Source organism: Microcella alkalica (assembly GCF_014137945.1).
In the GTDB taxonomy this organism is placed as follows: domain Bacteria; phylum Actinomycetota; class Actinomycetes; order Actinomycetales; family Microbacteriaceae; genus Microcella; species Microcella alkalica.
This window is the reverse complement of the sequence record NZ_JACGWX010000009.1, coordinates 1-25,349: the sequence shown is the minus strand read 5'-3', so window position 1 is coordinate 25,349 and position 25,349 is coordinate 1. Positions and strand designations below refer to the sequence as shown.

At 71.7% G+C, this 25,349-nt stretch carries 23 protein-coding genes and 1 pseudogene; 7 read left to right on the top strand and 17 right to left on the bottom strand.

The genetic code is table 11. The annotated features are described in order from the left end of the window. Window positions 1-25 precede the first annotated feature (25 nt). Complete coding sequence (locus FHX53_RS12555) at window positions 26-499, top strand: GtrA family protein (RefSeq protein WP_343051015.1); 474 nt, start codon at window positions 26-28, stop codon at window positions 497-499. A gap of 18 nt (window positions 500-517) precedes the next feature. Here FHX53_RS12555 and FHX53_RS12550 read toward each other — a convergent pair whose 3' ends face one another. Genes FHX53_RS12550 through FHX53_RS12540 form a run of 3 tightly spaced genes read right to left on the bottom strand, consistent with a single transcriptional unit; the run spans window position 518 to window position 4,320 of the window. Further along, window positions 518-1,033 carry a PH domain-containing protein gene (locus tag FHX53_RS12550; RefSeq protein ID WP_182491697.1) on the bottom strand — a complete coding sequence of 172 codons (516 nt, stop codon included), beginning with the start codon at window positions 1,031-1,033 and terminating at the stop codon, window positions 518-520. A 3-nt stretch (window positions 1,034-1,036) separates the two neighbouring features. Next, the gene (locus FHX53_RS12545) at window positions 1,037-1,825 is read right to left on the bottom strand and encodes a biotin--[acetyl-CoA-carboxylase] ligase (protein WP_343051013.1); all 789 of its coding nucleotides are present in this window, start codon (window positions 1,823-1,825) and stop codon (window positions 1,037-1,039) included. A gap of 23 nt (window positions 1,826-1,848) precedes the next feature. Next, window positions 1,849-4,320 carry a S8 family peptidase gene (locus tag FHX53_RS12540; protein WP_182491696.1) on the bottom strand — a complete coding sequence of 824 codons (2,472 nt, stop codon included), beginning with the start codon at window positions 4,318-4,320 and terminating at the stop codon, window positions 1,849-1,851. A gap of 156 nt (window positions 4,321-4,476) precedes the next feature. Between FHX53_RS12540 and FHX53_RS12535 the strand changes: the two genes are divergently transcribed. Together FHX53_RS12535 and FHX53_RS12530 are read left to right on the top strand one after the other, a co-directional pair. Then, the gene (locus FHX53_RS12535) at window positions 4,477-6,063 is read left to right on the top strand and encodes a sodium-dependent transporter (protein ID WP_182491695.1); all 1,587 of its coding nucleotides are present in this window, start codon (window positions 4,477-4,479) and stop codon (window positions 6,061-6,063) included. Next, window positions 6,060-6,227, top strand: a complete 168-nt coding sequence (locus FHX53_RS12530; protein WP_182491694.1) for a methionine/alanine import family NSS transporter small subunit — start codon at window positions 6,060-6,062, stop codon at window positions 6,225-6,227. The genes FHX53_RS12535 and FHX53_RS12530 overlap by 4 nt, the downstream gene beginning before the upstream one ends. Before the next feature lie 71 nt (window positions 6,228-6,298). Here the strand turns inward: FHX53_RS12530 and FHX53_RS12525 are convergent, their stop codons facing one another. The 8 genes from FHX53_RS12525 to FHX53_RS12490 form a co-directional block, all read right to left on the bottom strand. Continuing rightward, the gene (locus tag FHX53_RS12525) at window positions 6,299-7,210 is read right to left on the bottom strand and encodes a PfkB family carbohydrate kinase (RefSeq protein ID WP_182491693.1); all 912 of its coding nucleotides are present in this window, start codon (window positions 7,208-7,210) and stop codon (window positions 6,299-6,301) included. After that, window positions 7,207-8,316 carry an ADP-ribosylglycohydrolase family protein gene (locus tag FHX53_RS12520; RefSeq protein ID WP_343051012.1) on the bottom strand — a complete coding sequence of 370 codons (1,110 nt, stop codon included), beginning with the start codon at window positions 8,314-8,316 and terminating at the stop codon, window positions 7,207-7,209. The genes FHX53_RS12525 and FHX53_RS12520 overlap by 4 nt, the downstream gene beginning before the upstream one ends. Further along, complete coding sequence (locus tag FHX53_RS12515) at window positions 8,313-8,897, bottom strand: cysteine hydrolase family protein (RefSeq protein ID WP_182491692.1); 585 nt, start codon at window positions 8,895-8,897, stop codon at window positions 8,313-8,315. Before FHX53_RS12515 ends, FHX53_RS12520 begins: the two co-directional genes overlap by 4 nt. Then, a complete protein-coding gene (locus FHX53_RS12510; RefSeq protein ID WP_182491691.1) occupies window positions 8,897-10,369 on the bottom strand; it encodes a purine-cytosine permease family protein in 1,473 nt (490 codons plus the stop codon). The genes FHX53_RS12515 and FHX53_RS12510 overlap by 1 nt, the downstream gene beginning before the upstream one ends. Before the next feature lie 127 nt (window positions 10,370-10,496). Then, window positions 10,497-11,720 carry a DUF6716 putative glycosyltransferase gene (locus FHX53_RS12505; RefSeq protein ID WP_182491690.1) on the bottom strand — a complete coding sequence of 408 codons (1,224 nt, stop codon included), beginning with the start codon at window positions 11,718-11,720 and terminating at the stop codon, window positions 10,497-10,499. Continuing rightward, window positions 11,717-12,583, bottom strand: coding sequence for an N-acetylneuraminate synthase family protein (locus tag FHX53_RS12500; protein ID WP_182491738.1), 867 nt, complete (start codon window positions 12,581-12,583; stop codon window positions 11,717-11,719). The genes FHX53_RS12505 and FHX53_RS12500 overlap by 4 nt, the downstream gene beginning before the upstream one ends. Before the next feature lie 5 nt (window positions 12,584-12,588). Beyond that, the gene (locus FHX53_RS12495; protein ID WP_220476433.1) at window positions 12,589-13,287 is read right to left on the bottom strand and encodes an acylneuraminate cytidylyltransferase family protein; all 699 of its coding nucleotides are present in this window, start codon (window positions 13,285-13,287) and stop codon (window positions 12,589-12,591) included. Further along, on the bottom strand, window positions 13,284-14,225 hold the full coding sequence (locus FHX53_RS12490) for a hypothetical protein (protein ID WP_182491689.1): 942 nt from the start codon (window positions 14,223-14,225) through the stop codon (window positions 13,284-13,286). Before FHX53_RS12490 ends, FHX53_RS12495 begins: the two co-directional genes overlap by 4 nt. Before the next feature lie 207 nt (window positions 14,226-14,432). On the opposite strand from FHX53_RS12490, the gene FHX53_RS12485 reads away from it, so the two are divergent. Continuing rightward, window positions 14,433-16,031, top strand: a complete 1,599-nt coding sequence (locus tag FHX53_RS12485) for a carboxyl transferase domain-containing protein (RefSeq protein WP_182491688.1) — start codon at window positions 14,433-14,435, stop codon at window positions 16,029-16,031. Beyond that, the gene (locus FHX53_RS12480) at window positions 16,028-16,288 is read left to right on the top strand and encodes an acyl-CoA carboxylase epsilon subunit (RefSeq protein WP_182491687.1); all 261 of its coding nucleotides are present in this window, start codon (window positions 16,028-16,030) and stop codon (window positions 16,286-16,288) included. The genes FHX53_RS12485 and FHX53_RS12480 overlap by 4 nt, the downstream gene beginning before the upstream one ends. Window positions 16,289-16,759: 471 nt before the next feature. On the opposite strand, the gene FHX53_RS12475 is transcribed toward FHX53_RS12480, so the two are convergent. The 4 genes from FHX53_RS12475 to FHX53_RS12460 all read right to left on the bottom strand — a co-directional run bounded on the left by FHX53_RS12475 (window position 16,760) and on the right by FHX53_RS12460 (window position 21,111). Continuing rightward, the gene (locus tag FHX53_RS12475) at window positions 16,760-17,803 is read right to left on the bottom strand and encodes a hypothetical protein (RefSeq protein ID WP_343051009.1); all 1,044 of its coding nucleotides are present in this window, start codon (window positions 17,801-17,803) and stop codon (window positions 16,760-16,762) included. 8 nt (window positions 17,804-17,811) lie between these two features. Continuing rightward, the gene (locus tag FHX53_RS12470; RefSeq protein WP_182491685.1) at window positions 17,812-19,074 is read right to left on the bottom strand and encodes a sensor histidine kinase; all 1,263 of its coding nucleotides are present in this window, start codon (window positions 19,072-19,074) and stop codon (window positions 17,812-17,814) included. Further along, entirely contained in the window at window positions 19,061-19,738 is a 678-nt protein-coding gene (locus FHX53_RS12465; protein WP_182491684.1) for a response regulator, read from the bottom strand. Before FHX53_RS12465 ends, FHX53_RS12470 begins: the two co-directional genes overlap by 14 nt. 140 nt (window positions 19,739-19,878) lie before the next feature. Then, window positions 19,879-21,111, bottom strand: a complete 1,233-nt coding sequence (locus FHX53_RS12460; RefSeq protein WP_182491683.1) for a class I SAM-dependent RNA methyltransferase — start codon at window positions 21,109-21,111, stop codon at window positions 19,879-19,881. Window positions 21,112-21,234: 123 nt separating this feature from the next. Here FHX53_RS12460 and FHX53_RS12455 point away from each other — a divergent pair, with 123 nt between their 5' ends. After that, window positions 21,235-21,879 carry a Maf family protein gene (locus tag FHX53_RS12455; RefSeq protein ID WP_182491682.1) on the top strand — a complete coding sequence of 215 codons (645 nt, stop codon included), beginning with the start codon at window positions 21,235-21,237 and terminating at the stop codon, window positions 21,877-21,879. 124 nt (window positions 21,880-22,003) lie between these two features. After that, the gene (locus tag FHX53_RS12450) at window positions 22,004-23,779 is read left to right on the top strand and encodes an acetyl/propionyl/methylcrotonyl-CoA carboxylase subunit alpha (RefSeq protein WP_182491681.1); all 1,776 of its coding nucleotides are present in this window, start codon (window positions 22,004-22,006) and stop codon (window positions 23,777-23,779) included. A gap of 120 nt (window positions 23,780-23,899) precedes the next feature. Here FHX53_RS12450 and FHX53_RS12445 read toward each other — a convergent pair whose 3' ends face one another. Together FHX53_RS12445 and FHX53_RS12440 are read right to left on the bottom strand one after the other, a co-directional pair. Next, complete coding sequence (locus FHX53_RS12445) at window positions 23,900-24,865, bottom strand: hypothetical protein (protein ID WP_182491112.1); 966 nt, start codon at window positions 24,863-24,865, stop codon at window positions 23,900-23,902. A 209-nt stretch (window positions 24,866-25,074) separates the two neighbouring features. Beyond that, window positions 25,075-25,349 (bottom strand): annotated as a pseudogene (locus tag FHX53_RS12440) (NAD(P)H-quinone dehydrogenase); the annotation flags it as partial.

Genomic DNA, 25,349 nt, shown 5'->3' with positions numbered 1-25,349 from the left:
CTAGATTGGGGGCTTCGGATCCATTGTGGTGCACCCCGGAGGCCGCATGCCCCACCTGCTCGCCCAGTTCGCACGCTTCGGCGCGGTCGGGCTCGTCGGGCTCGTGGTCGACATCGCGCTGTTCAACCTGCTGAGGGTGACCGTGCTCGCGCCCGAGGTGATCGCCGATGGGCCGATCATCGCGAAGATCGTCTCGACCTCGGTCGCGATCGCCGTCAACTGGGTCGGCAGCCGCTACTGGAGCTTCCGGCTGCGCCGCCGCCGCCCGGCGGGGCGCGAGGCGATGGAGTTCGCGATCGTGAGCCTCGGCGGGCTGCTCATCGCCGTCGGCTGCCTCGTGATCTCGCGCGAGGTGCTCGGCTTCACGAGCCTGCTGGCCGACAACATCGCCTCGAACGTCATCGGGCTGGGTCTCGGGAGCCTCTTCCGGTTCGCCCTGTACCGCTGGTGGGTCTTCCATCCTCGACGGGGCGCACGAACCCCGTCGCGCGTCGGCTGAGAACGGCGCGAGCCGACGTCAATCCGCGAGCGGCGTCGCTCCGGTCTGCCTGCGGGCCTCGGCGACCGCGCTCCTGCTCTGCTGCATGAGGTCTGAGAGCGCCTCCTGCACGAGGGCGGCGCGCGGCAGATCGCGCAGGACGACCGGGCGATCCAGGCCCGTGTTCAGCAGAATGTCTCCCGAGCCGAAGAGGCGCTGAAGCCCCGACTGGCGGAGGGACACGTCGTAACTCCTGCTGTGCAGCACCTCCTGGCGCATGCGCACTCCGAGACCCCGCCGCACGACGATGCGGCGCGTGGTGATGAGCACGTGGCTCGCGAGCCACCGGACGTACGGCACGAGGCCGAGCAGGATGATCGCGAGGGCACCGCCCGCCGCGACGGCGATGCGGAGCCACGTCTCCTCGAGCACAGCGGCGCCGTACACGGCGGCCCCGCTTACCGCGGTAACCACGAGGACGGGGACGACCAGGCACCGCGCGTGCGCGCGCAGCAGCACGATCACGCGCTCGGGTTCTCGGGGCTCCCCGGTCATGCCCTATTCATAGCGCAGGTGCGTCACGTCGCCAGCCGACACGGCGACGACCGGCGATGAGCCCTCGCCGGAGCGGACGAGCAGCCGGCCGTCGTCGTCGAGCCCCTCGGCGACCCCGCGGAGCGGTGCGAGGCCCGGCTGATCGACCCGCACCGCCGCGCCGAGGGTGTCGAGCACGGGCACGACGATGGGACGGAGCGCCGCCCCTGTCGGAGCCTCGCGCCACTGGGCGACGAGATCGCGGAGAGCGCCGAGGTACGCGGCGAGCACGCGGTCGGCGAGGAGGGCATCCGTCTCGACGTCGACGATGCCCTCGATCGCGAGGGAGGTCGCCGTGGGCACTGGCAGCTGCTCCTCCGTCATCCGGGTGTTGAGGCCCGATCCGATGACGACGCCGTGGGCGGTGAGCTCGGTCAGCACCCCCGAGATCTTCCGGCCGCGCACGAGGACGTCGTTGGGCCACTTGAGCCCTGCGCATTCCGCGCCGAGCTCGCGGACCGCGCGCGTCATGGCGACACCGGCGAGAAGCGGCAGCCAGCCGAGCCCCTGCGGGTCGGCAGGGGCGGCGTCAAGTCGGATGAAGACCGAGATCGCGAGGGATGCGCCCGGCGGCGCGCTCCACACGCGATCGAGGCGTCCGCGGCCCGCCGTCTGGTCGTCGGTCGCGAGCACGGCGAAGTCAGGCAGCTCCGCGGCACGCCGGACGAGCTCGGAGTTCGTCGACGGGCACGAGTCGCGCCACTCGACGCCGAAGGGTCCACGGCCGACGCCGACTCGATCAATTTTGGGCACGTGTCGATTCTGCTCCCCACGGGTCAGTTAGTGGGGAACCACCCGCTGACGTCGACAACGACGTGCGCCCATCCCGCATTGTTCCGAATGCTGATCGAGCCATCCGCGGCCACCTTCGCGACAACGGAATTGGCGATCGTCTGGCCCGCCGACGCATTCACATTGGACGCATTAGGAGCAGGGACACCCGTCGGGAACACCGTCAAGTGCGTGGCGACGCTGGGCTGCGTCACCGTCACATTCACCGCGACCGCTCCGACCCCGGACGCGGGGACGCCCCCGCGACCAGCGACCACCACTCGCAGGACGCCGCCCGGACCCACCATTCCCGAACCCGACTGCGACCCATCCACGGTCGGCAGCCCAGCCCGTGTGTCCGCCAGACGCGCAGGAGACAGCGCCGTAAAACTCTCCGTCGCGGGGAACCACCCGCTGACATCCACCACGACGTGCGCCCACCCCGCATTGTTCCGAATGCTGATCGAGCCATCCGCGGCCACCTTCGCGACAACGGAATTGGCGATCGTCTGGCCCGCCGACGCATTCACATTGGACGCATTAGGAGCAGGGACACCCGTCGGGAACACCGTCAAGTGCGTGGCGACGCTGGGCTGCGTCACCGTCACATTCACCGCGACCGCTCCGACCCCGGACGCGGGGACGCCCCCGCGACCAGCGACCACCACTCGCAGGACGCCGCCCGGACCCACCATTCCCGAACCCGACTGCGACCCATCCACGGTCGGCAGCCCAGCCCGTGTGTCCGCCAGACGCGCAGGAGACAGCGCCGTAAAACTCTCCGTCGCGGGGAACCACCCGCTGACATCCACCACGACGTGCGCCCACCCCGCATTGTTCCGAATGCTGATCGAGCCATCCGCGGCCACCTTCGCGACAACGGAATTGGCGATCGTCTGGCCCGCCGACGCATTCACATTGGACGCATTAGGAGCAGGGACACCCGTCGGGAACACCGTCAAGTGCGTGGCGACGCTGGGCTGCGTCACCGTGACGTTCACCGACACCGCGCCCGCCCCAGATGCGGGGACACCCCCGCGACCGGCCACCGCAACTCGCAGGACGCCGCCCGGACCGAGCATTCCCGAGCCCGACTGCAATCCATCAACCGTTGGCAGACCCGCCCGGGTGTCCGCCAAACGCGCCGGAGACAGCCCCGTGAATCCCCTGGCGGCCGGCATCGCAGCGTCGGAACCGACGAAGAGGATCCGCTTCGCGTCCACGTGCGAGCCAGGGTGAGGATCTGCCGGCGTCCCTCGGGAGACCAAGAGGTCGTGGACCGACGACGGGCTCAGCGCGGGGTTCGCGTGCAGGGCGAGGGCGACCGCGCCTGCCACGTGCGGGGTCGCCATCGATGTCCCGCTCATGAGCACGGCGGACGTCGTCGATGTGTTGTGCGCCGACATGATGCTCTCACCCGGGGCGTAGAGGTCGGAGCACGAGCCGAAGTTCGAGAAGGACGCCCTCGCGTCGGAGGCAGTGAGCGCGTTCACCGTGATCGCTGCGGCGACACGCCCAGGGCTCGTGAGGCACGAGTCGGTCTTCGTATTACCGGAGGCGACGACGACCGTGACGCCGTCGGCGATGAGCTGCTGAACGGCCATGTCGACGGCCGAGCTCGTCCCCTGAACGCCGAGGCTGAGATTGGCCACGGCTGGAGTGCCCGCCTGGTGATGCGCCGCAACCCAATTGAGGCCCTGGATGAGTGCGTCCGAGTTCCCCGCCCCGGTACAGGTGAAGACGCGGACTCCGATGACGGACGCCTTCTTGGCGACTCCGTACTGCGCTCCGGCGATGGTTCCCGCGACGTGAGTGCCGTGGCCGTCCGGATCGCTGCTCGAGCAGACATCCGCGTACGCCGAGTAACCCATGCTGGCCCGACCGCCGAACTCCTGGTGCGAGGCCAGGACCCCGGTGTCGACGACGTAGACGGTCACGCCCGTGCCGTCGTGGCTGTACGCGTACTGGCCGTTGAGGGGCAGCTGGCGCTGGTCGACGCGGTCGAGGCCCCACGGCGCGCCCGACTGCACGGTCGACACCGTCGCGGTCGCCGCCGGCTCGGTGACGCGCACGAGAGGCAGATTCGGTTCGGCTGCCTCGGCGCGCCCGCCGGCGACGAGGTCCGCGGCGAGCTTCCGAGCGTCGGCCACGGTTAGCTCCCCTCTGAGCGGTACGACCCGCGTGCCGAACCCAAGGTCCTGCCCTGATCCGGCGAGACCGGGCGCGCGCCCGAGCGCCTCCAGCGCCGTGCCGCGCGCGGACGACGGCCCGACGCGGACGATGAGCGAGTCGACGCGCCCGTCCGCCTCCTGCGCCGGCTCGAGCGGCGAGAACGCCTCGATCGGCTGAGCCGATGGATCGCTCGCTACCGCACTCGTCGCGCCAGCCGCCGTCGCCGGCAAAGAGCCGATCAGTAGCCCTGCGAGAACTGTGGCCGCAAGCGCGGTCTGCGAGCGCAACGAAGCGCCCGAAATCATGATCCCCATCGTGATTCCCCCTGCGATCAGGGTACGCCAAAGGGGCTTGTGCGGAAAGGTCGATACTGCCCCCCATTCGGGCACTGGTAGCGTGCCAGGGCCCGGAGAAGGCCGGCGCCGCCGCTGCGCGCCCCGCGACGAGGAGGACAACGCGACATGACCGCATCCCGCCCGAATTCCCCTGTTTCCCCGCCTCGCGAGCTCTTCACCGGCCAAGTCGGCTTCATCCTCGCCGCGATCGGCTCGGCCGTCGGCCTCGGCAACATCTGGCGCTTCCCGGGCGTGGCGTACGAGAACGGTGGCGGCGCGTTCCTGATCCCGTACATCGTCGCCCTGCTGACGGCGGGCATCCCCATCCTGCTCCTCGACTACGCGATCGGGCACCGGTTCCGCGGTTCCGCGCCGACCGCGCTGCGCCGCCTCGGCGGGGCGCGCGCCGGCCGCCTCATGGAGGGGCTCGGGTGGTTCCAGGTCGCGATCGCCTTCGTGATCGGCCTGTACTACACGGTCGTGATCGCGTGGGCGCTCAGCTACTTCGTGTTCTCGTTCGACCTGCGGTGGGGGGATGACCCCGCCGGCTTCTTCGTCGGCGACTACCTGCGCGTCTCCGACCCGGGGCTCAGCCTCGACTTCGTGCCTGGCGTCCTCATCCCGCTCGCCGTCGTTTGGATCGCGACGATCGTGGTCCTCGGCCTCGGGGTCGCGAAGGGCATCCAGCGCGCGAACGTCATCTTCCTGCCGCTGTTGCTGGTCGGGTTCCTGGCGCTCGTGATCCGCGCACTCTTCCTCGACGGCGCCGCCGAGGGCCTCAACGCCCTCTTCACCCCCGACTTCGCCGCGCTCGCGAACCCCGATGTGTGGATCGCCGCCTACAGCCAGATCTTCTTCTCGCTGTCGATCGCGTTCGGCATCATGATCACCTACTCCTCCTACCGACGCCGCCGCTCGAACCTGACGGCGCCCGCGCTCGTGGTGGCGTTCGCGAACTCGTCGTTCGAGATCCTCGCGGGCATCGGAGTCTTTGCGACCCTCGGGTTCTTCGCCGTGCAGCAGGGCGTCGCGGTCGGCGACCTCGAAGGGCTCACGGGCGTCGCACTGTCGTTCATCACCTTCCCGGCGATCGTCTCGGAGATGCCGGGGGGCCCGATCTTCGGCGCGCTGTTCTTCGGCTCTCTCGTGATGGCGGGCTTCACATCCTTGCTGTCGGTGCTGCAGGTCGTCTCCGCCGGGTTCCAGGAGAAGCTCGGTGTGAGTCCTCGCGGCGCAGCGGCGACGATCGGCGGCATCTCGGCGGTGCTCTCCGTGCTGCTCTTCTCGACCACGAGCGGACTGATCGCGCTCGACACCGTCGACCACTACGTCAACAACATCGGCATCGTCGCCTCAGCGGTGCTGATGACGGTGCTCGTGATCGGCGTCCTTCGCCGCGGTGCCGAGCTGCGCGGGCACCTGTCGGCGGTCTCGACCTTCGCGGTCGGGCGCGCGTGGACGATCCTCGTGGGTGTCCTCGCCCCCGCCGTCCTGGCGTACATGCTCGTCACTCGCGTGGTGGCGCTCGTGACGGGGGGCTACGAGGGGTATCCGAGCGAGTACCTCACGATCGTCGGATGGGGCTCGCTGCTGTTCATCGTCGTCGCCGCGGTCGTGCTGTCGGCGATCCCGTGGCGGCGCTCGCCCGATGACCTCGCGCCATGGCCGTCGCCCGCCCAGTTGCCCTCGACCCCGGAAGCGAGCACCCGATGACCCCCACCGCGATCGTCTTCCTGATCGGCGCCGTCCTCATCGTGTGGGGCGGGCTCGTCGCAAGCATCCTGCTGCTGCGGGCGCGCCCGGAGCGCACCGACTACCCCGCAGGCGGCGAGCACGACGCCCGCGACGACGCCGGCCCCGTCGAGCGCGACACCTAGGCACGGCGGCTTCTGGGTCGGCGGCTTCTGGGCCCCGCGGCTCCGGTCGCTCCCGATGCGGATGCTCGCCCTCAGCACCCCGCGAGCTCGAGCGCCTCGGCGAGCGTCGGAGCGGTCCCCGGCCCGGGCCGCGTGACGGCGATCGCCGCGGCAGCGTTCGCGACGCGAGCGGCCCTGCCCGGCGCCTCCCCGCGCGCGAGCGCGGCGGCGAACGCTCCGAGGTGCGCATCGCCCGCACCTGTCGCATCGATCTGCTCGACGACGAAGCCCGCGACGTGCTCGACCGACCCGCAGACGGCGACGAGGCAGCCGTCCGCTCCGCGTCTCACGACCGCGCCGCGATCCCGGGTCGCGAGCGCACGAGCCGCGGCTGCCGGCTCCTGCTCGCCCGTGATCGCCCGCGCCTCCTCGAGCGACGCGCTAACCCAGTCGGCGCGAGCGAGCGCGACCTCCAGCGCCGCCGGACGCTCGGCGACCGCGAGCGGCCCCGGGTCGAGCAGCACGGTCGCACGCTCCGGGAGGCCGTCGATCCACTGGCTGAGCACGGCACCGTTGGTGGAGTCGAGGAGGCCGTAGCCGGAGACGTGCACGACGTCGTCGTCCGCGATCGCGACGGAGGCGAGTGCGCCGGCATCCAGCTCGGCCTCGGCCCCGAAGGCGGTCGCGAAGCTGCGCTCGCCGTCCGGCTCGGTGAAGGCGACATCGACGCCCGTGTCAAGAGACGGGTGCGGCGCGAGCAGCACCTCGACCCCCGCGGCGGCGAGCAGCTCGCGCACCCGATCGCCGAGCGGCCCGGTGCCGTGCGCGCCCGCGTACGCGGCGGGCAGACCCTGCCTGCGTGCGGCGAGCAGCACGTTGACGGCGCCTCCGGCGTGCAGGCCGCGCGAGCGGCCGCGCACGTCGCCGCCGCGCGCGGGAAGGTGCGGGACGTCGAGAGCGAGGTCGATGAGAGCGTTGCCGACGCTCACGAGGCGGGCGGTCATCCCGTCGCCCTCTCGTCACTCGGTCGGTGGCGGAGCGCGAGGAGGGCGTCGGCGATCACGGGCAGCCCGAGCGACGAGACCCCGAGTCGCTCGGCGCTCACCGCGTCGACGGTCGTGGCGGGCCCGCCCTCCCACGGCGCAGTGCCGTGGACGGCGCCCACGATCGCGCCCGCGATGGCGGCGATGGTGTCGGCGTCGCCCCCGAGCGAGGCGGCGGCGCGCACCGCGAGCCACGGGTCGGCCGGGGCGAGCGCGAGCACCCCGAACGCCGCGGGGATGGATTCCTGGGAGGCGAGGCTCGTGCCGACGACGAGGACGATGCGATCGAGGAGGGCAGCGACGGCGGCCTCGCGCTCAGCGCCCTCGAGCTCGAGCCCCGGACCCTCTGCCTCGACGAGCGCGAGCGCGGCGCGGATGCGCTCGGCGACGTCGGCGCCGGCGATCCAGTGCCCGCGGCCCCGGCACGCCTCCGCCGCGACGACTCCGCTCGCGAGCGCTTCCGTCATCCCCGCCCCGGCGATGCCCGCGCTCACCGCAGCGGCGACGGCGGATGCGGCGGCTAGCGCGAGCGATGTCGCGTGCGTCACGGCGCTCGCGGCCTCGACCGCGTCGAGGAGAGCCCCGAGGTCGTCGGCGGGCGTCGCGATGCCGACGGGCGCGATGCGCATCGCGGCTCCGTTCGTCGTGCCCGTGCGGCCGGCGGTCTCGGTCGGCTCGCTGCGCAGCACGGCCTGCACGGCGCGCGTCGTCGACGGCCCGAGCAGGTCGACCGAGCCGCGGCGGCGCATGTCGTCCTCCCACTCGACGAGCTTCCGCGCGAGCGCGGCGGGCTCGATGCGGCCCTCGCCGGCGATGAGCAGCCGGGCGACCAGGAGCGCCTGCTCGGTGTCGTCGGTGATCGCCCCCGGCGGCATGCCCCCGGCGAGCGGATGCTCGGGCGCGGGCTCCGCGAACCCGGCGACGATCGCGCCCCATCCCGCGCGCACCTCGTCGCGGCGCAGGAGCTGGAAGGGCATCCCGAGCGCATCGCCGATCGCGAGCCCCTGCAGCGCGCCGAGCGCGCGATCGCGCTCCCCCGGCGTCGGCCCCGCCCCGACCGCGCTCACGCCCTCGCGACCTCGGCGAGGATCTCGGCGCTCGTCGTGATCTCGATGAGCGGCGCGTAGAGGGCCATCGCCGCGAGCGCGCGCTCGTGGTCGGCGTCGGTGACGCCCGCGCAGGCGTCGGCGACGACCCGTACCCGCACTCCCGCGTCCGCGGCGGCGAGCGCCGTCGAGAGCACGCAGCAGTCGGTCGAGACCCCGGCGAGGACCAGCTCGTAACCGACGAGGGAGGCGAGCTCGGCATCCCATTTGGAGAACGTCGTGCGCGTCACGACCCGATGATCGCGCGCGGGGTTGCTCGGCAGCAGGTCCCAGATTCCGTCGGTCGGCGGCACGAGCGCGAACGGCCAAAGCGCGTAGTACGGGACCCACGCGCCGACCGGCTCGGCGGGGGCGACGAAGCGGGTGAGCGCGACGCGGTCGCCGAACGCGTCGACGAGCGACGCGACCACGGGCTCGATCGCAGGCGCGCCGGGAGCGAACCAGGGGCTGCCCTCCTCCCCGAAGACGCGCTGCATGTCGATGACGACGAGCCAGGGACGCGCGCCCGCACCCTCCTCCGCCAGCAGGGTCGCTCCGCTCATCACGCGATGGGCGCGGTCGCGCCGAGGGCGTCCTGCCGGCGCACGGCCGCACGCCCGAGGAGGAGGTAGCCGGCGAAGCCGATCACGAGCGAGAACAGCACGCCGAGGTTCGCGCCGCCGAGCGGTCCGTCGAGCCCGCCGACAGCCCCCAGGAAGTAGCCCTGCCAGGCGAAGGCCTCGCTCGCCCACGCGTTCGAGACGAAGCCCCAGCCGATAGCCGTTCCGACCACGAGCAGCGCGATCGACTCCCAGCGCACCGAGCCGTAGCGGCCGCCGCGGTCGTAGAGCTCAGCGTCGGCGTACGGCTGCTTCCGCACGATGATGTCGGCGATGAACATGCCCGCCCACGCCGCGATCGGCACCCCGAGCGTGATGAGGAAGCCCTGGAACGGGCCGAAGAAGTCCTGGGCGATGAAGACGACGAAGATCGTGCCGACGACCATGAGGGCCCCGTCGATGCCGACTGCGGCGGCGCGCGGGAGCTTCAGGCCCGCCGCGAGCAGCGAGAGCCCCGACGAGTAGATGTCGAGCACGGCGCCGCCGACGAAGCCGAGCACGGCGACGATCGCGAACGGGATGAGGAACCACGTCGGCAGGATCGTCGACAGCGCCCCGACGGGGTCGGCGCCGATCGCGTCGAGCGTCGTCGTCGATGAGCCCGCGAGCAGGAGGCCGACGAGCAGCAGCAGCGCCGGCGCCCACGAGGCCCCGACGGTCGTCCACGCGACGACGCCGCGGCTCGATGCCGAGCGCGGCAGATAGCGCGAGTAGTCGGCCGCGGCGTTGACCCAGCCCAGCCCGAACCCGGTGAGCATGAAGACGAGTCCGCCGATCACGGCGCCCACCTCGGCCCCCGGGAGCGCGAGCACCGCGCCGAAGTCGATCTGCGGGAGGACAAGGACGACGTAGACGATCGTCAGCACGCCCGTGGCGATCGTGATCCACTTCTGCAGACGCATGATGAGGTCGAAGCCCATGACGCCCGCCGCGATCACGAGCGCGCCGACGACGACGAGCGCGACGACCTGCGTGACGATGCCGGCATCGAAGCCGAGCGCCCCGAACACGGTCGAGGTCGCGAGCACGGCGAGAGACACGAGCACCGTCTCCCATCCCACCGTCAGGACCCACGACAGGATGCTCGGCACCCGGTTGCCGTCGACGCCGAAGATCGCCCTGCTGAGCACGAGCGTCGGCGCCGAGCCGCGCTTGCCCGCGAGCGCGATCACGCCGACGAAGAAGAAGGAGACGCCGATGCCGATCACGCCCACCACGATCGCCTGCCAGAACGAGACGCCGAAGTAGAGCAGGAACGCGCCGTACGCGATCCCGAACACCGAGATGTTCGCGGCGGCCCACGGCCAGAAGAGGTCGCGCGGAATCCCCTTGCGCTCCGACTCGTGGATGACGTTGATGCCGTTCTGCTCGACGGCGAGCGCCGCCGCGCTCCCGCCCTGGGTCGCCGTCGACATGGGTGCCTCCGCTGCACGTGGGGTGCGGCCCGCCGGGCAGCGGGCCGTCAGCCGCGAGCGTATCCGCGGGCCAGAGGTCGGTCAACGCGCCGCGCAGACGGCCGCGGGCGATGGGGGATGCTGCGGCTCAGGGGGAGAGCACGCTCCGCAAGCGCGTCGCGCGCCGAGCAATCGCGCGCACAGGGGTCCCCACAGCGAGAGCCGCGGCCCCGATGAGACTGCGGTCGTGAGGCCCGAGCGCGGTCTTGCGGTCCCACGCGCGGCGCAGCGGGCCACCGAGCGTGGACCGCACCGGGCGGCGGGCCGGCAGCGCTCCGCTCGCGCGCTCGGCGATGAGCGCCGCCAGAACGGTCGCGACATCGTCGTCGGCCTCGGTGTGGAGATAGTTGTCGGCGGCCCACGTCGCGTCGGGCATCCGGAAGCGCCCATCCAACGGGCCGTCGATCGATCCCAGCAGGCCCGAGCCGCGGAAGACCGGGTTGATGAGCGCCTCCGAGACCCCGAAGTCGTCGACCGCGAGAGCGGGAATCCCGCGTGCGACCGCTTCGATGATCGCCGTCGAGCTGACGGTCGCGAGCGCCCCCGCGGAATCGAGAGCGTCTTGCATGGATCCGCCGCGCACGACGAGGTTCGGCGCTCGGTCGGGCAGCTCCTCGAGCAGGTCGGGCAACGGCCAGCGCTCCGCGTGCGTCTGCTGCTCGTTCGCTGTCGCACGCACCTTCAGCACGACGCGGCGGTGCGGAAGGCCGCGGGCGAGCGCATCGAGCCGGCGCACGAGCCATCGACGCTCCTCGACAGTCGCAGGAACAAGCGCCTGCGCGGCGAACACGATGTCGTCGCCCGAGGCCGGTCGACGCTCGAGGAATGGGAGGGAGGAGAGTGCGAAGCGGTGATCCCAGCCCAGCTCGCGGGCGCGGGTGTCGAACGCCCGCCGCTCCCCGCGTGAGTGCACGACCATGAGGTCGGCCTGCGCCCGGTAGTAGAGCGCCTTGCGCGTGGCCGGGATCGCCAGGCCCGGGAGACCCGTGACGAGGACGGGTCTATCGGGGAGGGAGGAGAGCTCGCGCAGCACGACGGCGGCGGTCGGCCCGCGCATGCCGACGAGCACCGCCTGGGGCCGCCGAACTCGAACCTGCTCGACGAGATCCAGAAGCCTGAGCACGGCGAGGTCGCGACTGCGCCAGCGGCTCCGATCCAGCGCAGCGCGACGCTGCGGCTCACTCGGGAGCACGGGGCTCGCGAGCAGCTGCACGACCGCCTCATCGACCGCCCCCGAGGCGACCAGGCGCTCCGCCGTCCCGGCCGCCCACTTCAGATACGAGTCGGAGTCCGCGAGGGCGATGAGGCTCATGCTCGGACCCGGCGCAGCTTCGCCATCGGGGCGAGCTCGCCCGGCTGGACGCGCTTGATGCCGTCGCCGAGAGCCTCCTCGATCACGCGCACGTCGCGAACGAGCCGCTCGAGTCCGCGGGGCTCGAGCGAGGCTGCCTGGTCGCTGCCCCACATCGCCCGGTCCAGCGTGATGTGGCGCTCGATCGCCGTCGCGCCCAGGGCGACCGCAGCGAGGCTGATCTGCAGGCCGGGCTCGTGGCCCGAATAGCCCACCGGCACGTCCGGGTAGCGAGCCGCGAGCACGGGGATCATCCGCAGGTTGGCCTCGCTGGCCGGCATGGGGTACGTCGACGTGGCGTGGAGCACGATGAGGCGCTCGTCGGCGTCGAGCGCGGCGACCGCGGCGTCGATCTGCTCGAGCGTCGACATTCCCGTCGAGAGGATGACCGGACGACCCGTCCCCGCGATCGTCCGCAGCAGGGCGAGGTCTGTGACGGAGGCCGAGGCGACCTTGTACGCGGCGACGTTCAGTGCCTCGAGGAACGCCACGCTCGGCTCGTCCCATGGCGAGGCGAACCAGGTGAGGCCGCGCAGCATCGCGTGGTCGCCGATCTCGATGTACTGCTCGCGATCGAGCTCGACGCGGTGGCGGTACTCGAGGTACGTCATCGCCCCCCACGGGGTCTCGCGCACGACGTCGCGCATGTGGGGCGGCGTCGCGAGCTCGGGCGTCCGCTTCTGGAACTTGACCGCGTCGACGCCCGCATCAGCGGCGACGTCGATGAGCTGCTTGGCGACCTCGACGTCGCCGTTGTGGTTCAGGCCGATCTCCGCGATCACGTAGACGGGGCATCCGGGCCCCACGGGCCGGCCGGCGATCATGACGCTCACGAGCACCCTCCTTCGAAGAAGCCCGCGTGGGCGTCGGCGAGCAGGAGCTGCTCCTCGGTGTCGATCTCCAAGGCCATCCGCTCGGCGACGATCGCCGGCTCGATACGCCCGAAGAACCGGTGCCCGGCGGCGCGGAACCGCTGGGCGTCCATGACGTAGAAGGCGCCTGTCTCGGCGACCTGCGAGGGGAGCTCCTGCCGTCTCAGTCGGCGGGAGGCGTCGTGATTGACGCCCGCCCAGCCCTGCGCGGCTCCGGCTCCGTCGGCCGCACTCGGACCCCACAGGAACACCGGCGTCGCGATCGCGGCGAAGACGACGTCGGCCTCGCCGGCGCGCACACGCGCGACCGCGGCATCCACGTCGGTCGGATCGATGAAGGGCGACGTCGCCTGCAGGAACACCAGAACCTCGACATCGTCGCCCACGACAGCGAGCGCGTGCAGAAGGGCCTCCTCCGACGCGGACTCGTCTGTGGCGAGCGCCGCGGGCCTCAGGACGACGACGGCACCGCTCGCCTCGGCCTCGCGGGCGATCGCGGGATCGTCGGTGCTCACCGCGACCCGGTCGACGGATGCCGCGGCGCGGGCCGCGCCGACCGCCCTCGCCACGAGGCTCCGCCCGCCGACCATCCGCAGGTTCTTGCCCGGCACGCCCTTCGACCCGCCCCGCGCGGGGATCACCGCGAGCACGCTCATCCCGCCGCCGAAAGCGGGTCAGCGAGCAGAATGCGCGACCGTGTCCCGTCGAGGACGAGTCGCAGCGTCTCGAGCGCGCTGGACGGGCGGCTCACGATGTCGAGTGCACGGCTCGCTCCGCCGAGGGAGAGCTCGATCGGCACGTGGGCGGGGATCACGACGACGTTGCGCTCGCGGGCAACGGCGCGCAGGAACCAGCCGGGCTCGCGGCGATGAGGTAGATAGGCGACGCGACCAGCGCGGGCGAGCTCCGCCACGAAGCGACGCTGTTCAGCGGGGTCGACGCGCCCGTCCGCGACCCCGGCGGTGCCCAGCACGATCAGGTGGTCAGGAGGGACGGCGCGGGCCTCGAGCCCCTGGTCGCGCGTCCAGGCGAAGCGATGGTGGCGGACGACGGCGCCCAGCCCGCCGAGCAGACCGCTCGCAGGGTCGGCCGGGTCGAGGTAGGTCGTGACCTCGAGCCGGCCCTCGGCGGCGAGCGCCAGGAGCGTCCGCGTCGTCGTCGCGCCGAGAGTCGTCCGAAGACCGGACAACGACTCTCCCTCGCGCCCGGCGGGACGCAGGAGCGGCTCGCCCGCGTCCAGCAGGCGCGCGAGCCGGCGGGTGATCGCTCCGTCGTCGACGATCACGAGCCTCTCCGGCACCGCTCTCGCCAGCCGGGCCTGCACGAGGCCGGAGAACGGATCGCCGACGAGCCAATCGCCTCCCGCCCGGAACCGCGGCCACGGCAGCAACCGCCGCTCGATGCCGATGGCCGTGGCTCGCGGCATCTCCCGCGCGTGCGCGACATCGGCGGTCCGCCCGAGCTGGGGATCGCCCGCGCGCGGGATGATCGCGAGCGGCTGATCGCGCTCGTCCGCGGTGAGCGCGGCGTGCTCGAGTGCCCCGAGCAGCTGCAGGGGCGACTCGACCCACGCGGTCGTGCAGGGCACCGGCATCGACTCCCCCTCGCTCCGCCCGCTCGAAACGCAGGCTGTTGCCGCGACCGACGGTACGAGCGGCGGGTGTCGCTTCGCGGGCGTCGCGGTGAACGCGGGGCGACGGCGGGATGTCCGGGCTCCGTCCCGGGGCGCACACCGCCGCATCCCCTTTTTGTGCCATTCCCCCAACGGTGCGGCCCGGTGGCTGGTCGATAGGCTGACCCGGTGACCGACGAGACCCCTGCTCCCGACCTGTCGACGACCGCCGGCAAGATCGCCGACCTCCGCGTCCGCTACCACGAGGCCGTCACGGCGGCGGGCGAGGCTGCGATCGAGAAGCAGCACGCCAAGGGAAAGATGACCGCGCGCGAGCGCATCGACGCGCTCCTGGATCACGGCAGCTTCGTCGAGCTCGACGAGTTCGTCCGCCACCGCACGCACGCCTTCGGGATGGAGGCCAAGCGGCCCTACGGCGACGCGGTCGTCACCGGCACCGGCACGATCCACGGTCGACAGGTCGCCGTCTACAGCCAGGACTTCACGATCTTCGGCGGATCTCTCGGCGAGGTCGCCGGCGAGAAGATCATCAAGGTCATGGAGCTCGCGATCAAGACGGGCGTGCCGATCATCGGGGTCCTCGACTCCGGCGGGGCGCGCATCCAGGAGGGCGTCGTCGCCCTCGGCAAGTACGGCGAGATCTTCCGCCGCAACACTGCCGCGTCCGGCGTCATCCCGCAGATCTCGATCATCTGCGGGCCAGCGGCGGGCGGCGCGGTGTACTCCCCCGCGCTCACCGACTTCGTGCTCATGGTCGACAAGACGAGCCAGATGTTCGTGACGGGTCCCGACGTCATCAAGACCGTCACGGGAGAGGACGTCGGGATGGAGGAGCTGGGCGGCGCGCTCACCCACAACCGCGTCTCGGGCGTCGCGCACTACCTCGCCGCCGACGAGAACGATGTCTTCGACTACGCACGCACGCTGCTGAGCTACCTACCCGACAACAACCTCGCCGACCTGCCCGAGTACGCATCCGAGGCCGAGCTCGAGATCACCGACGACGACCGTCGCCTCAACACGATGGTCCCCGACAGCCCGAACCAGCCCTACGACGTGCTCGACATCATCGACCACGTCGTCGACGCGGGCTCGTTCCTGGAGGTCCAGCCTCTCTTCGCTCCGAACATCGTCATCGGCTTCGCGCGCGTCGACGGCCGCAGCGTCGGCGTGATCGCGAACCAGCCGAAGGCCATGGCAGGAACGCTCAACATCGACGCCGGTGAGAAGGCGGCGCGCTTCGTGCGATTCTGCGACGCCTTCAGCATCCCGATCCTCACCCTCGTCGATGTGCCCGGCTACCTGCCCGGCACCGACCAGGAGTGGACGGGCGTCATCCGCCGCGGCGCGAAACTGCTCTACGCCTACGCCGAGGCGACCGTCCCGCTCGTGACGGTCATCACCCGCAAGGCCTACGGCGGCGCGTACATCGTCATGGGCTCCAAGCAGCTGGGCGCCGACATCAACCTCGCCTGGCCCACGGCCGAGATCGCCGTCATGGGTGGGCAGGGCGCGGTGAACATCCTCTACCGAAATGAGATCAAGGCGGCCGAGGCAGCCGGCGAGGACGTCGCGGCGGTGCGCACGCGCCTGGCCAATGAGTACACCTACAACGTCGCGAGCCCGTTCCTCGCGGCCGAGCGCGGCGAGATCGACGGGATCATCGAGCCCGCGGCCACGCGCGTCGCGATCATCAAGGCGCTGCGAGCCTTGAAGGGCAAGCGCGCCAGCCTGCCGCCCAAGAAGCACGGGAACATCCCGCTGTGACGGCCGAGGTCGGCTCGCGGAGCGCGGATGCTCCGCTGGAGGTGCTCGTGCGCTTCGTGTCGGGCGATCCCACCGAGGAGGAGCTCGCCGCGACACAGGCCGTGATCGCCGCTGCGCTCGCCGAGCAGGCGTCGTTGGGCGCGCCGCGCAAAGCCGTGGCCGACGACCTGTGGCGCCGCGCCGCTCGAGCTCCCCGTGCCGCCGTCCACGCAGGACCGGGCGCGTGGAGCGCCTCTCGGGGCCAGCGGGGCTGCTGACGCCCGTCGGAACTCCGGCCCTTTCCGCGTGACCTGCGCGCGGGAAGTGCGGAATCCGTCGTGAGCGGTGCGGATTTCGCAACCGGGAGGGTGTCGAGACGCCGAATCGCTACCCCCGGACGGGGGATGTACCCCGGTATCGAGCAGGATTCAGTCCCACACTCCCGGAAACTCGGGCAACAGAGCGATCGGGGTACGGAAAATGTACCCCGGCAGTCCCCCAAAATGACGACTGCGCAGACCTCGTCCTGGCGGCACTATTGCAGGTAATCGGTGCGGCTCTCTCTGAGCGCACCACCCTTCACCGGCCGAATAGGGTAATCGGCCGGGTGATTGGGGGGCGAGTTAGATCCGCATTCGGGTTGTGGGTCTAACTCGATACGTTGCGAAGGGCCGGAGATGGGTACTCCGGCCCTTCGATCGTTAACGGGCATCCGTCCGTCGGACGCGCCCGAGGCGGACGACCAGCGGTCAGGACGACCGGCGGGCGGATGGCCGCGGAATCTCCAGCCAGAGGTCGACCGCGTCGTCCTCGTCGTCCTCCTCCTCGGCCGACCCGAGGTCGCGCGCCGAGCCGTCGCCCACGGGCGTGAGTCCGACGACCGTGACCGCGATCTCCGAGTCCGCCGGTGCGGTACGGGCGATGATGCGTCGCGCGCCGGTTCCCCGGATCGCGACCGCGAGCTGGTCGAGGATCAGCTCGTGCTCCTCCGGGTCCACGCCGTCGAGACCGCCCTCGTCGAAGAGGGTGACGGTCGCTCCGCGCCGGCGCGCGGCCATGACCTGCGCCCGGACAGCATCGTTGAGCAGCTCCCGCCCGCGGATCTCGTCGCGGATCGCCGCCTCGAGGTAGAGGCACTCGCGGCGCTGCTCCTCCGAGAGCTCGCCGCCCGACCGCTCGATCACGCGCAGCATGGGAGCCGCCATCGTGCTCGTCTGGCCGAGCCGGAACTGCCGCTCGTAGAGGTGGGCCTCCTGCGCGGCCTGCCAGTCGGTCGCCTCGCGCTCGGCCTGAGCGAATCGCTGGGCGTCGAGCGAGGCCTTCGCGAGCGCTCGGCTGAGGATGTGAGAGATGGCCACCCACGCCGCCGACCCGATGACACCGATGCTCAGAAGCAGGCCGGGGCCGCCCCACCAGATCGTCTGGACGACGAGGAGCACGATGCCGGCCCAGGCGAACAGGTGGCGCTTGCGCGTCGAGGTGATGGTCAGGAGAGTGCCGATCGCGGCGACGTACCAGGTCGCGTAGCCGAGCCCGCCCTCCCTGGCCGGGTCCAGCTGCGGTGTGATGAGCAGCGTCATGCTCACGCACACCGCGACGTTGAGCGCGGCCATCCACACGGGCATCCGCTCGGGCTGGCCCGGCAGGAGGCTGATCGTGGAGGCGAGAGCGTAGAGGACCATGGCCGCGAGCACGGCGAGCGGGTTGGAGGGGATGTCTATCGTGTACAGGCCGAGCACGATGTGGTACCCGGAGAACAGGGCGGCCATCGTGACGATGAGCGCGCGGGGCACCCCGATCCTCATCGGGCCCCCCCGATGGTCTCGGCCGCAGAGGACTCATCGATCGCAGGAGCGAACACGGGCCAGCGCACCACCACGACCGTTCCGGTGCCCGGCGCGGCCCGGACCTCCGCGGCGCCTCCGGCGTTCGCGACGCGCTCGATGATCGATCGGCGGACGCCGAGCCGCTCGCCCGGCACCCTCGCGAGGTCGAAGCCCCTGCCCGCGTCGCCGACCTCGATCTCGATCGCGCCACCCTGGACGCCGGCGACCCGCAACCAGCGACGCACCTCCGGACCGCCCGCGTGCTGGATGGAGTTGACCATCGCCTGCACGGATGCCGAGTAGAGCGCTTCGGCCTGGGCTGCGGGCACGATGCGCGTGTCGAGCGATCGGACGCGGATGGAGAACGGCACCGACATCTCGCGTGCGGCGCGGACGATGCGATCGGCGACCTGGCGGAAGCGAACCGTGCTGCCGTCGTCAGGCGTCGCGAGCGCGGCCTCCTCGAGGTGTCGCATCGCATTGGCCGCCATGGTCGCAGCGAGCTGCTTCTCCTCCCGCGACTCGGCCCGGGCCGCCGAGAGGAACGTCGTCAGGACGCTGTCGTGGACGATCGCATCGACGTGGACGCGCTCGACCTCCGTCGCGTGCTGCCGCACCGCGTACGAGTACCGGTCGAGCGCCGTGCCCTGGGCGTCGTCGACCGAGCTCGACGCGGCGCGGGTCATCGTGATGATGACGAGGACGGCGCCCCCGAGGATGACGGCGTAGACGGCGTTGAAGAGCCCCAGCTCCCACGGACCGCCGCCGCCCGCGGGCAGCGCGCGGATGATGCCGTATATGAAGGGAACGACGAAGAGGTACACGAGCGCGCCACGGACGCTCAGACCGATCGCCGCGCTCGCGGTCGCCACCGTCGTCAGCAGGTACAGCCAGTGATCGCCCTCCTGCGGGTTCGCCGGGTCAGCGAGGAAGTGGGGCCAGGTGAGCAGCGCCAGCACGTACACAGCGGCGACGATGCGGTGGGCTCCGACGACGAAGCGCTTGAGCATGGAGCACACCAGCGACAGCAGAAGAGAGCCGTAGAGCGCACCGATCGCGATCGTGGCCCAGAACGGCTGCGCGAGCCCGTACTGCGGGATGACCAGCAGGAGCGCCTGGATGCCGAAGACCACGCCGAACCACGCGACCGAGCGGGATAGGACGGTGTCGACCCGCTTGCGGCTGATCGGCTGACGCGGCTGCTTCGCCGCGCTTGGAGCCGGCTCAGGCCGAGTCATCGCCGTCGTTGTCGAGGCCCGGGAGGATGCCGTCCTCCACGGCGCGGCGCAAGAGGTCGACCTTCGTCGGCGCCGGTCTTCCGACTTCGACGTACTTCGCACGGATCCGGTCGAGGTACTCGCGCGCCGTCGAGTAGCCGATGCCCAGCTGCTGCGCGGCGAGCTTGAGCGGCAGGCCCGAGGCGTAGAGGTGGAGGATCTCGCGCTCGCGCCGACCGAGCTGCGCCTTGGCGAAGTCGCGGTCGGCATCGATCGCGCTCGCCCACTCGAGGTTGTTGAGCACCTCGCCCCGCGCGACGGTCTCTGCCGCGGCGATGACGGTCTTGGTCGCCGATGACTTGGGAATGACGCCGGCAGCCCCTGCAGCGAGGGCCTCGCGCACGCTCGCGACCCGGTCGGCGATCGAGTGCACGAGCACAGCCGAGCCGGTGGCCTGCACGGCCTTGACGTTCTCGGTCACGCTCGAGCCGTCGCCGAGCGACAGATCGAGGACGACGACATCGACCTCGCCCGAGCCCAGGCCCTCGACGAACTCGGGGACGGTCGCGGCGGCGAGCACGAACTCGAAGCCCGTGTTGGTGAAGGCGGCCTGGAGGCCGAGGCGGACGGACTCGTGGTCGTCGACCACGGCGATCCGGACCTTCTTCCCCTGGGGTGCGACCACGACGACGTTCTACTTCCCTGAGCGGCTCGGAGCGCACCGTCGGGCTGCGGTGCTCGCCCCATGCTAGTCGCCCGAGGTGCCTCGGGCCGTGCCGCGCCGCGCCGGTGAAGACGCCTGGTCGCCGGTCGTCGACGCGAGAATCAGTCGCGGACGAGCGACGCCACGGCCTCGACATGGTGGGTGTGCGGGAAGAGATCGAAGGCGCGCAGCCGCGCGAGTCGGTACCCGTGCTGGGCGGCGAGCGCGACATCCCGGGCGAGCGCGACGGGATCGCACGCGACGTAGACGAGCTGAGCGGGCGAGAGTCGACCGAGCGCCGCCATGACCTCGGTGCCGGCTCCCGCGCGCGGCGGGTCGAGGACGACGGTCGCCGCCCGCAGACGCGCGCGCTCGGCCGCGCTCGCCGACTGCTCGAGCTCGCGCAGGAAGCGGTCCACGCGCCCGGTCACGGCCGCGGCGCCCACCCATTCGGCGAGGTTCTCGGCCGCGCGCTCGGTCGCGCGCTCATCCGCCTCGACGCTCGTGACGCGCGTCGAGGCGCCGAATCGGTCGCCGACGGCCGCGGCGAGGAGCCCGACCCCGCCGTAGAGGTCGAGGTTCGCTGCCCGAGGGTCGAACGCGGCATCGTCGATCGCGGCCTGCACCGCGGCCGTGAGCGCCGCGGGAGCCTCCCGGTGCACCTGCCAGAACCCGGTGTCGTCGAGGCGGAAGGTTCTCTCGCCGACGCGCTCACTGATGACCGTCGGCTTCTGCTCGCCGAGCACGAGGCGCGCGTCGCCGACCGTGGGGGCGAGCACGTCGACCGTGCCAAGGCCCGTGAAGCGCTCGCTGAACGGCGTCGCGGCCTGGACCGCGGGAGAGGCGAGCGGAGCATCCGTCACCGGGATCACCGTGTGCGAGCGGCTCGCCATCGGACCGATGCGGCCCTCGTCGTCGACGTGGAGGCGGATGCGCGTGCGCCATCCGAGCCCGTTCGCGGCGTGGTCGCCCGGGAGCTGCTCGACCCTGACGTCGCTCTCGACGCCGGCCATGCGCTGCAGCGACTCGGCGAGGACCTGGCGCTTGAGCTCGCGCTGGTGACTGAGCGCTATGTGACCGAACTCGGCGCCGCCGGCCCGCTGCCGGGGGTCGCGGGCAATGCTCGCGACGGGCCAGACATGGTCGCGGCGGTGCTCGCTCGGCGCCAGCACCTCGATCGCATCGGCGCGCCAGAAGCTCTTCTTGCGGTCATCGGAGATGCGCGCGCGCACCGTCTCACCCGGGATCGCGTCGGCCACGAAGACCACCCGCCCGTCGAGCCGGCCCACCGAGATGCCGCCGTGCGCGATGCGCTCCACCGTCAGTTCGACCTCGCGGCCGGTGTTCTCTCCCATGCGCCCCAGCCTAGGTGCGGGCGACCACCCGGAACTCAGGCCTCGGGGCGGCAGGCGCCCGATCGGGGGGCCATCCGCGCCGGGCCCGCCTGAGTTGCGAGCGACCGCCCGTAGCATCGAGGCGTGCGCCTCATCCTCGCCTCGACCTCGCCCGCCCGCCTCGCGACGCTGCGCGCCGTCGGCATCGATCCGGTCGCCATCGCTCCGCTCGTCGACGAGGATGCGGCGGTCGCCGCCGCGGGCCCGCTGACGGCCGCCGAGATGGTCCAGCTGCTCGCACGCCTCAAGGCCGAGGCGGTGCTCGACCCGGGCGTGTGCGGCGGCGCCGGGTTCGCGCCCTCCGACCTCGACGGGTTCATCCTGGGCGGCGACTCGGCGTTCGAGCTCGACGGCACCGTGTACGGCAAGCCGCACGAGCCCTCGATCGCGCGCGAGCGGTGGCTCGCCCAGCGCGGGCGCAGCGGAGTCCTGCACTCCGGGCACTGGCTCATCGACCACCGCGGGGGCGAGCTGCGCGGCGCTGTCGGCCGCTCCTCGAGCGCCGTCGTGCACTTCGCCGACGACATCGAGGAGTCGGAGATCGACGCGTACATCGCCACGGGCGAGCCGCTCACGGTGGCCGGCGCGTTCACGATCGACTCGAAGGGCGCCGGCTTCATCGAGCGCATCGAGGGCGACCCGCACACGGTCGTCGGTCTCTCCGTGCCGCTCGTGCGCAAGCTCGTGCACGAGCTCGGCGGGCGGTGGACGGAGCTTTGGAACCGTTGACGACGGCCTCCACGGCCGGATGGCACGGGCATCCGCCGCCTGTGACCCTCTGCAAGGGATTCGCCCGGCTTTTGTTAGAGCGCGCCAAACGGGGGGTGCGGGGCGGCCCCTAGGGTAGAGAACCATGGCCCGCATCTCGAAGGTACTCATCGCGAACCGCGGCGAGATCGCCGTCCGCGTCATCCGCGCCGCTCGCGACGCGCGCCTCGGCACCGTCGCCGTCTACGCCGACCAGGACCGCGATGCGCGCCACGTCAAGCTCGCCGACGAGGCCTACGCCCTCGGCGGCTCGACGAGCGCCGACACCTACCTCGTGATCGAGAAGCTGCTCTCCGTGGCCCGCCGCTCGGGAGCCGACGCCGTGCACCCCGGCTACGGGTTCCTGGCCGAGAATTCGGATTTCGCTCGCGCCGTTATCGATGCAGGCCTCATCTGGATCGGCCCCTCCCCCGAGGCGATCGACGCGCTCGGCGACAAGGTCAAGGCGCGCCACATCGCCGAGAAGGTCGGTGCACCGCTTGCGCCCGGCACCCTCAACCCCGTCTCGGGCGCCGAGGAGGTGCTCGACTTCGTCGACGTGCACGGCCTCCCCGTCGCGATCAAGGCCGCGTTCGGGGGCGGGGGCCGGGGCCTCAAGGTCGCCCGCACCCGCGAGGAGGTGCCGGAGCTCTTCGACTCCGCCACCCGCGAGGCGATCGCGGCCTTCGGTCGCGGCGAGTGCTTCGTCGAGAAGTACCTCGACAAGCCGCGCCACGTCGAGACCCAGTGCCTCGCCGATGCGCACGGGAACGTCGTCGTCATCTCGACGCGCGACTGCTCGCTGCAGCGCCGCCACCAGAAGCTCGTCGAGGAGGCGCCCGCGCCGTTCCTGACGGCCGAGCAGACGGAGCTGCTGTACACGTCATCGAAAGCGATCCTGCGGGAGGTCGGCTACGTCGGGGCGGGCACGTGCGAGTTCCTCATCGGCTCGGACGGCACCGTCTCGTTCCTCGAGGTGAACACGCGCCTTCAGGTCGAGCACCCCGTCTCGGAGGAGGTCACGGGCATCGACCTCGTCCGCGAGCAGTTCCGCGTCGCCGAGGGCCAGGAGATCGGCTACGACGACCCCGTCGCACACGGCCACTCGATCGAGTTCCGCATCAACGGAGAGGACCCGGGGCTGAATTTCATGCCCATGCCCGGCCCCGTTCACGCTCTGCGCTTCCCCGGCGGCCCGGGCGTGCGGGTCGACTCGGGCGTCACGACCGGCGACGTCATCTCCGGCGCCTTCGACTCGCTTCTTGCGAAGCTCATCGTGACGGGCAAGACCCGTGAGGATGCCCTCGAGCGCTCGCGCCGCGCTCTCGCCGAATTCGAGGTGGCCGGCCTGCCCACCGTGCTTCCGTTCCACCGCGCAGTCGTCGACGACCCCGCGTTCGCGCCCGCCGACGGCGCTCCCTTCACGGTGTTCACGCGGTGGATCGAGACCGAGTTCGACAACCGGCTCGAGCCCTGGAGCGGCTCGCTCGCCGACGAGGTGTCGGCGCCTGCCGCGCGCCACACGGTCGTCGTCGAGGTCGGCGGCAAGCGCCTGGAGGTGTCGCTGCCCGATTCGCTCATGCCGAGCGGAGCATCCCGCGCCCAGACCGCCCTCGCCGTCGCCCCACGCCGCCGGGGAGGCACGGCGGTCGCGATCGGCGCGTCGGGCGACGCGGTGAAGAGCCCGATGCAGGCCACGGTCGTGAAGCTCGCCGTTGCCGAAGGCGACAGGGTCGTCACGGGCGACCTCGTCGCCGTGCTCGAGGCGATGAAGATGGAGCAGCCGATGACGGCGCACAAGGACGGCACGGTCTCCGGGGTGAACGCGACGGTCGGCGAGACGGTCGCCGCGGGCCACGTGCTCCTCACGATCGCCGACTAGCGGCCGCGCCCGCGCCCGCGCGGCCGACCCCGCGCGCCCGACCCCGCGCGCCCGACCCCCACTTGAGTGCGAAAGTTGCAGTTGTGCGCGGAATTTTGGGCGCTGATGCGACTTTTCGGCTCAACTGCCATCGCAGGGCACCCCGAGTCGCATGATCGCCGACCTCATGAGATCGCGCGACCTCGACGTCCGCCAGTCCCATCGCCCGAAGGCGCGGACGCGGGGGCGGATGTCGTCCTCCCGAAGCTTCTCGTCATAGACAGCCTGTGCAGGGGTCCGGCCGGCGAGGTAGCGCGCGTCGGAGTACTTGGCGCGTCCGTCGAACTCGGCGACGGCTCCGAACTCCGGCCACCCGAAGTCGGTGTGCCACGTTTGGCCCGAGACGCCCACGACCGCGAACTGCAGCTCGGGAGCCGGCGCACCCAGCAGGTGCATCGTGGCCCGACTGAGAGACTCCCCTGGCCGGTCGGCTCGCTCGTCGGCGAAGCCGATGACCCGTCGGGCTCGCGCGCTCCCCGGCCCCGTCGCGAGCTCCTCGAGCTCGTCCTCGAGTTCTGCACGGAGTGACGTCACTGTCTGCCCTGCATGCGCGCCATGTGCGACGGCGAAGAGGGCGGCGTCGGCGAGCGCAACTCCCGCCGGGAACGGACTCGTCGCGGCGACGTCGACGACTGTCCTGGCGAGTGAGGTCACCGGGAGACCGAGACGCTCGCGCAGCGCTCCCGGGCCGCGACGCGCCCGATGCCGTCGGAGGCTGCGGGTCGACGCCAGCATGCTCGCGGCCGGCACCGTCGAGTGCACGGCGGCCGGCCAGGAGTCGACCGAGGGCAGCCCCCACAGCGCGGCGGCCGACCAGTGGGACAGCACGTCGAGTCGGTGCAGCCTGGAACCCACAGCGACGACGCGCAGCAGGTACCGGTCGTCCTGGCTGAGTTCCTTCAGCCGAGACGCCGCGATGTGGACGCCGGGGTGCAGCCGACGCATCGAACCGGAAGCGAGTGCGCGGTATGTCACCGCTCGCTCACCGCGGTCGACGACTTCGCTGATCAGAGTGAGCGACTGGCGCATTTCCTCGGGCAAGAACATCCCCCGAGTGTGGCCAGTGCGCGTCCGCCAGCGGCGCGGCGCGCCCGTCGCCGGGGACGCAGGGGCGGCGCCGGCGACTCTGGAGGAGCTGCGTTCGACCTCGCGAACGTCGCACGTGAGCGGAAAAATCACGCTTGAGTCAGAACTTTCCGGCTCAACTGCGACTTTCGGGCGCAACCGCGGGCCGGAGGCGCGCGGGCGCCGCCCCGCTACTCGCGGATGACGTGCATCGCTCGCGCGGCATCCGTGATGCCCCCCGAGAGCGAGGGGTAGACGCTCATCGCCGACGCGAGCTGGTCGACCGTGAGCCGGTGCTCGACCGCGAGCGCGATCGGCAGGATCAGCTCGGAGGCCCGCGGCGCAACGACGACCCCGCCGATGACGGTTCCGGAGGTGCGCGAGGCGAAGAGCTTGATGAAGCCCTCCTTGATGCCCTGCATCTTCGCGCGCGGGTTCGCCGCGAGCGGCAGCTTGAAGACGGTGC

What these genes read in the sequence shown, in the direction of transcription:
- FHX53_RS12450 (WP_182491681.1), top strand. Translation starts at nt 22,004, where the DNA reads ATGGCCCGCATCTCGAAGGTACTCATCGCGAACCGCGGCGAGATCGCC.
- FHX53_RS12460 (WP_182491683.1), bottom strand. Translation starts at nt 21,111, where the DNA reads ATGGGAGAGAACACCGGCCGCGAGGTCGAACTGACGGTGGAGCGCATC.
- FHX53_RS12495 (WP_220476433.1), bottom strand. Translation starts at nt 13,287, where the DNA reads ATGAGCGTGCTCGCGGTGATCCCCGCGCGGGGCGGGTCGAAGGGCGTG.
- FHX53_RS12525 (WP_182491693.1), bottom strand. Translation starts at nt 7,210, where the DNA reads ATGACCGCCCGCCTCGTGAGCGTCGGCAACGCTCTCATCGACCTCGCT.
- FHX53_RS12470 (WP_182491685.1), bottom strand. Translation starts at nt 19,074, where the DNA reads ATGACTCGGCCTGAGCCGGCTCCAAGCGCGGCGAAGCAGCCGCGTCAG.
- FHX53_RS12515 (WP_182491692.1), bottom strand. Translation starts at nt 8,897, where the DNA reads ATGAGCGGAGCGACCCTGCTGGCGGAGGAGGGTGCGGGCGCGCGTCCC.
- FHX53_RS12505 (WP_182491690.1), bottom strand. Translation starts at nt 11,720, where the DNA reads ATGAGCCTCATCGCCCTCGCGGACTCCGACTCGTATCTGAAGTGGGCG.
- FHX53_RS12445 (WP_182491112.1), bottom strand. Translation starts at nt 24,865, where the DNA reads ATGTTCTTGCCCGAGGAAATGCGCCAGTCGCTCACTCTGATCAGCGAA.
- FHX53_RS12535 (WP_182491695.1), top strand. Translation starts at nt 4,477, where the DNA reads ATGACCGCATCCCGCCCGAATTCCCCTGTTTCCCCGCCTCGCGAGCTC.
- FHX53_RS12510 (WP_182491691.1), bottom strand. Translation starts at nt 10,369, where the DNA reads ATGTCGACGGCGACCCAGGGCGGGAGCGCGGCGGCGCTCGCCGTCGAG.
- FHX53_RS12550 (WP_182491697.1), bottom strand. Translation starts at nt 1,033, where the DNA reads ATGACCGGGGAGCCCCGAGAACCCGAGCGCGTGATCGTGCTGCTGCGC.
- FHX53_RS12530 (WP_182491694.1), top strand. Translation starts at nt 6,060, where the DNA reads ATGACCCCCACCGCGATCGTCTTCCTGATCGGCGCCGTCCTCATCGTG.
- FHX53_RS12500 (WP_182491738.1), bottom strand. Translation starts at nt 12,583, where the DNA reads ATGATCGCCGGCCGGCCCGTGGGGCCCGGATGCCCCGTCTACGTGATC.
- FHX53_RS12490 (WP_182491689.1), bottom strand. Translation starts at nt 14,225, where the DNA reads ATGCCGGTGCCCTGCACGACCGCGTGGGTCGAGTCGCCCCTGCAGCTG.
- FHX53_RS12540 (WP_182491696.1), bottom strand. Translation starts at nt 4,320, where the DNA reads ATGATTTCGGGCGCTTCGTTGCGCTCGCAGACCGCGCTTGCGGCCACA.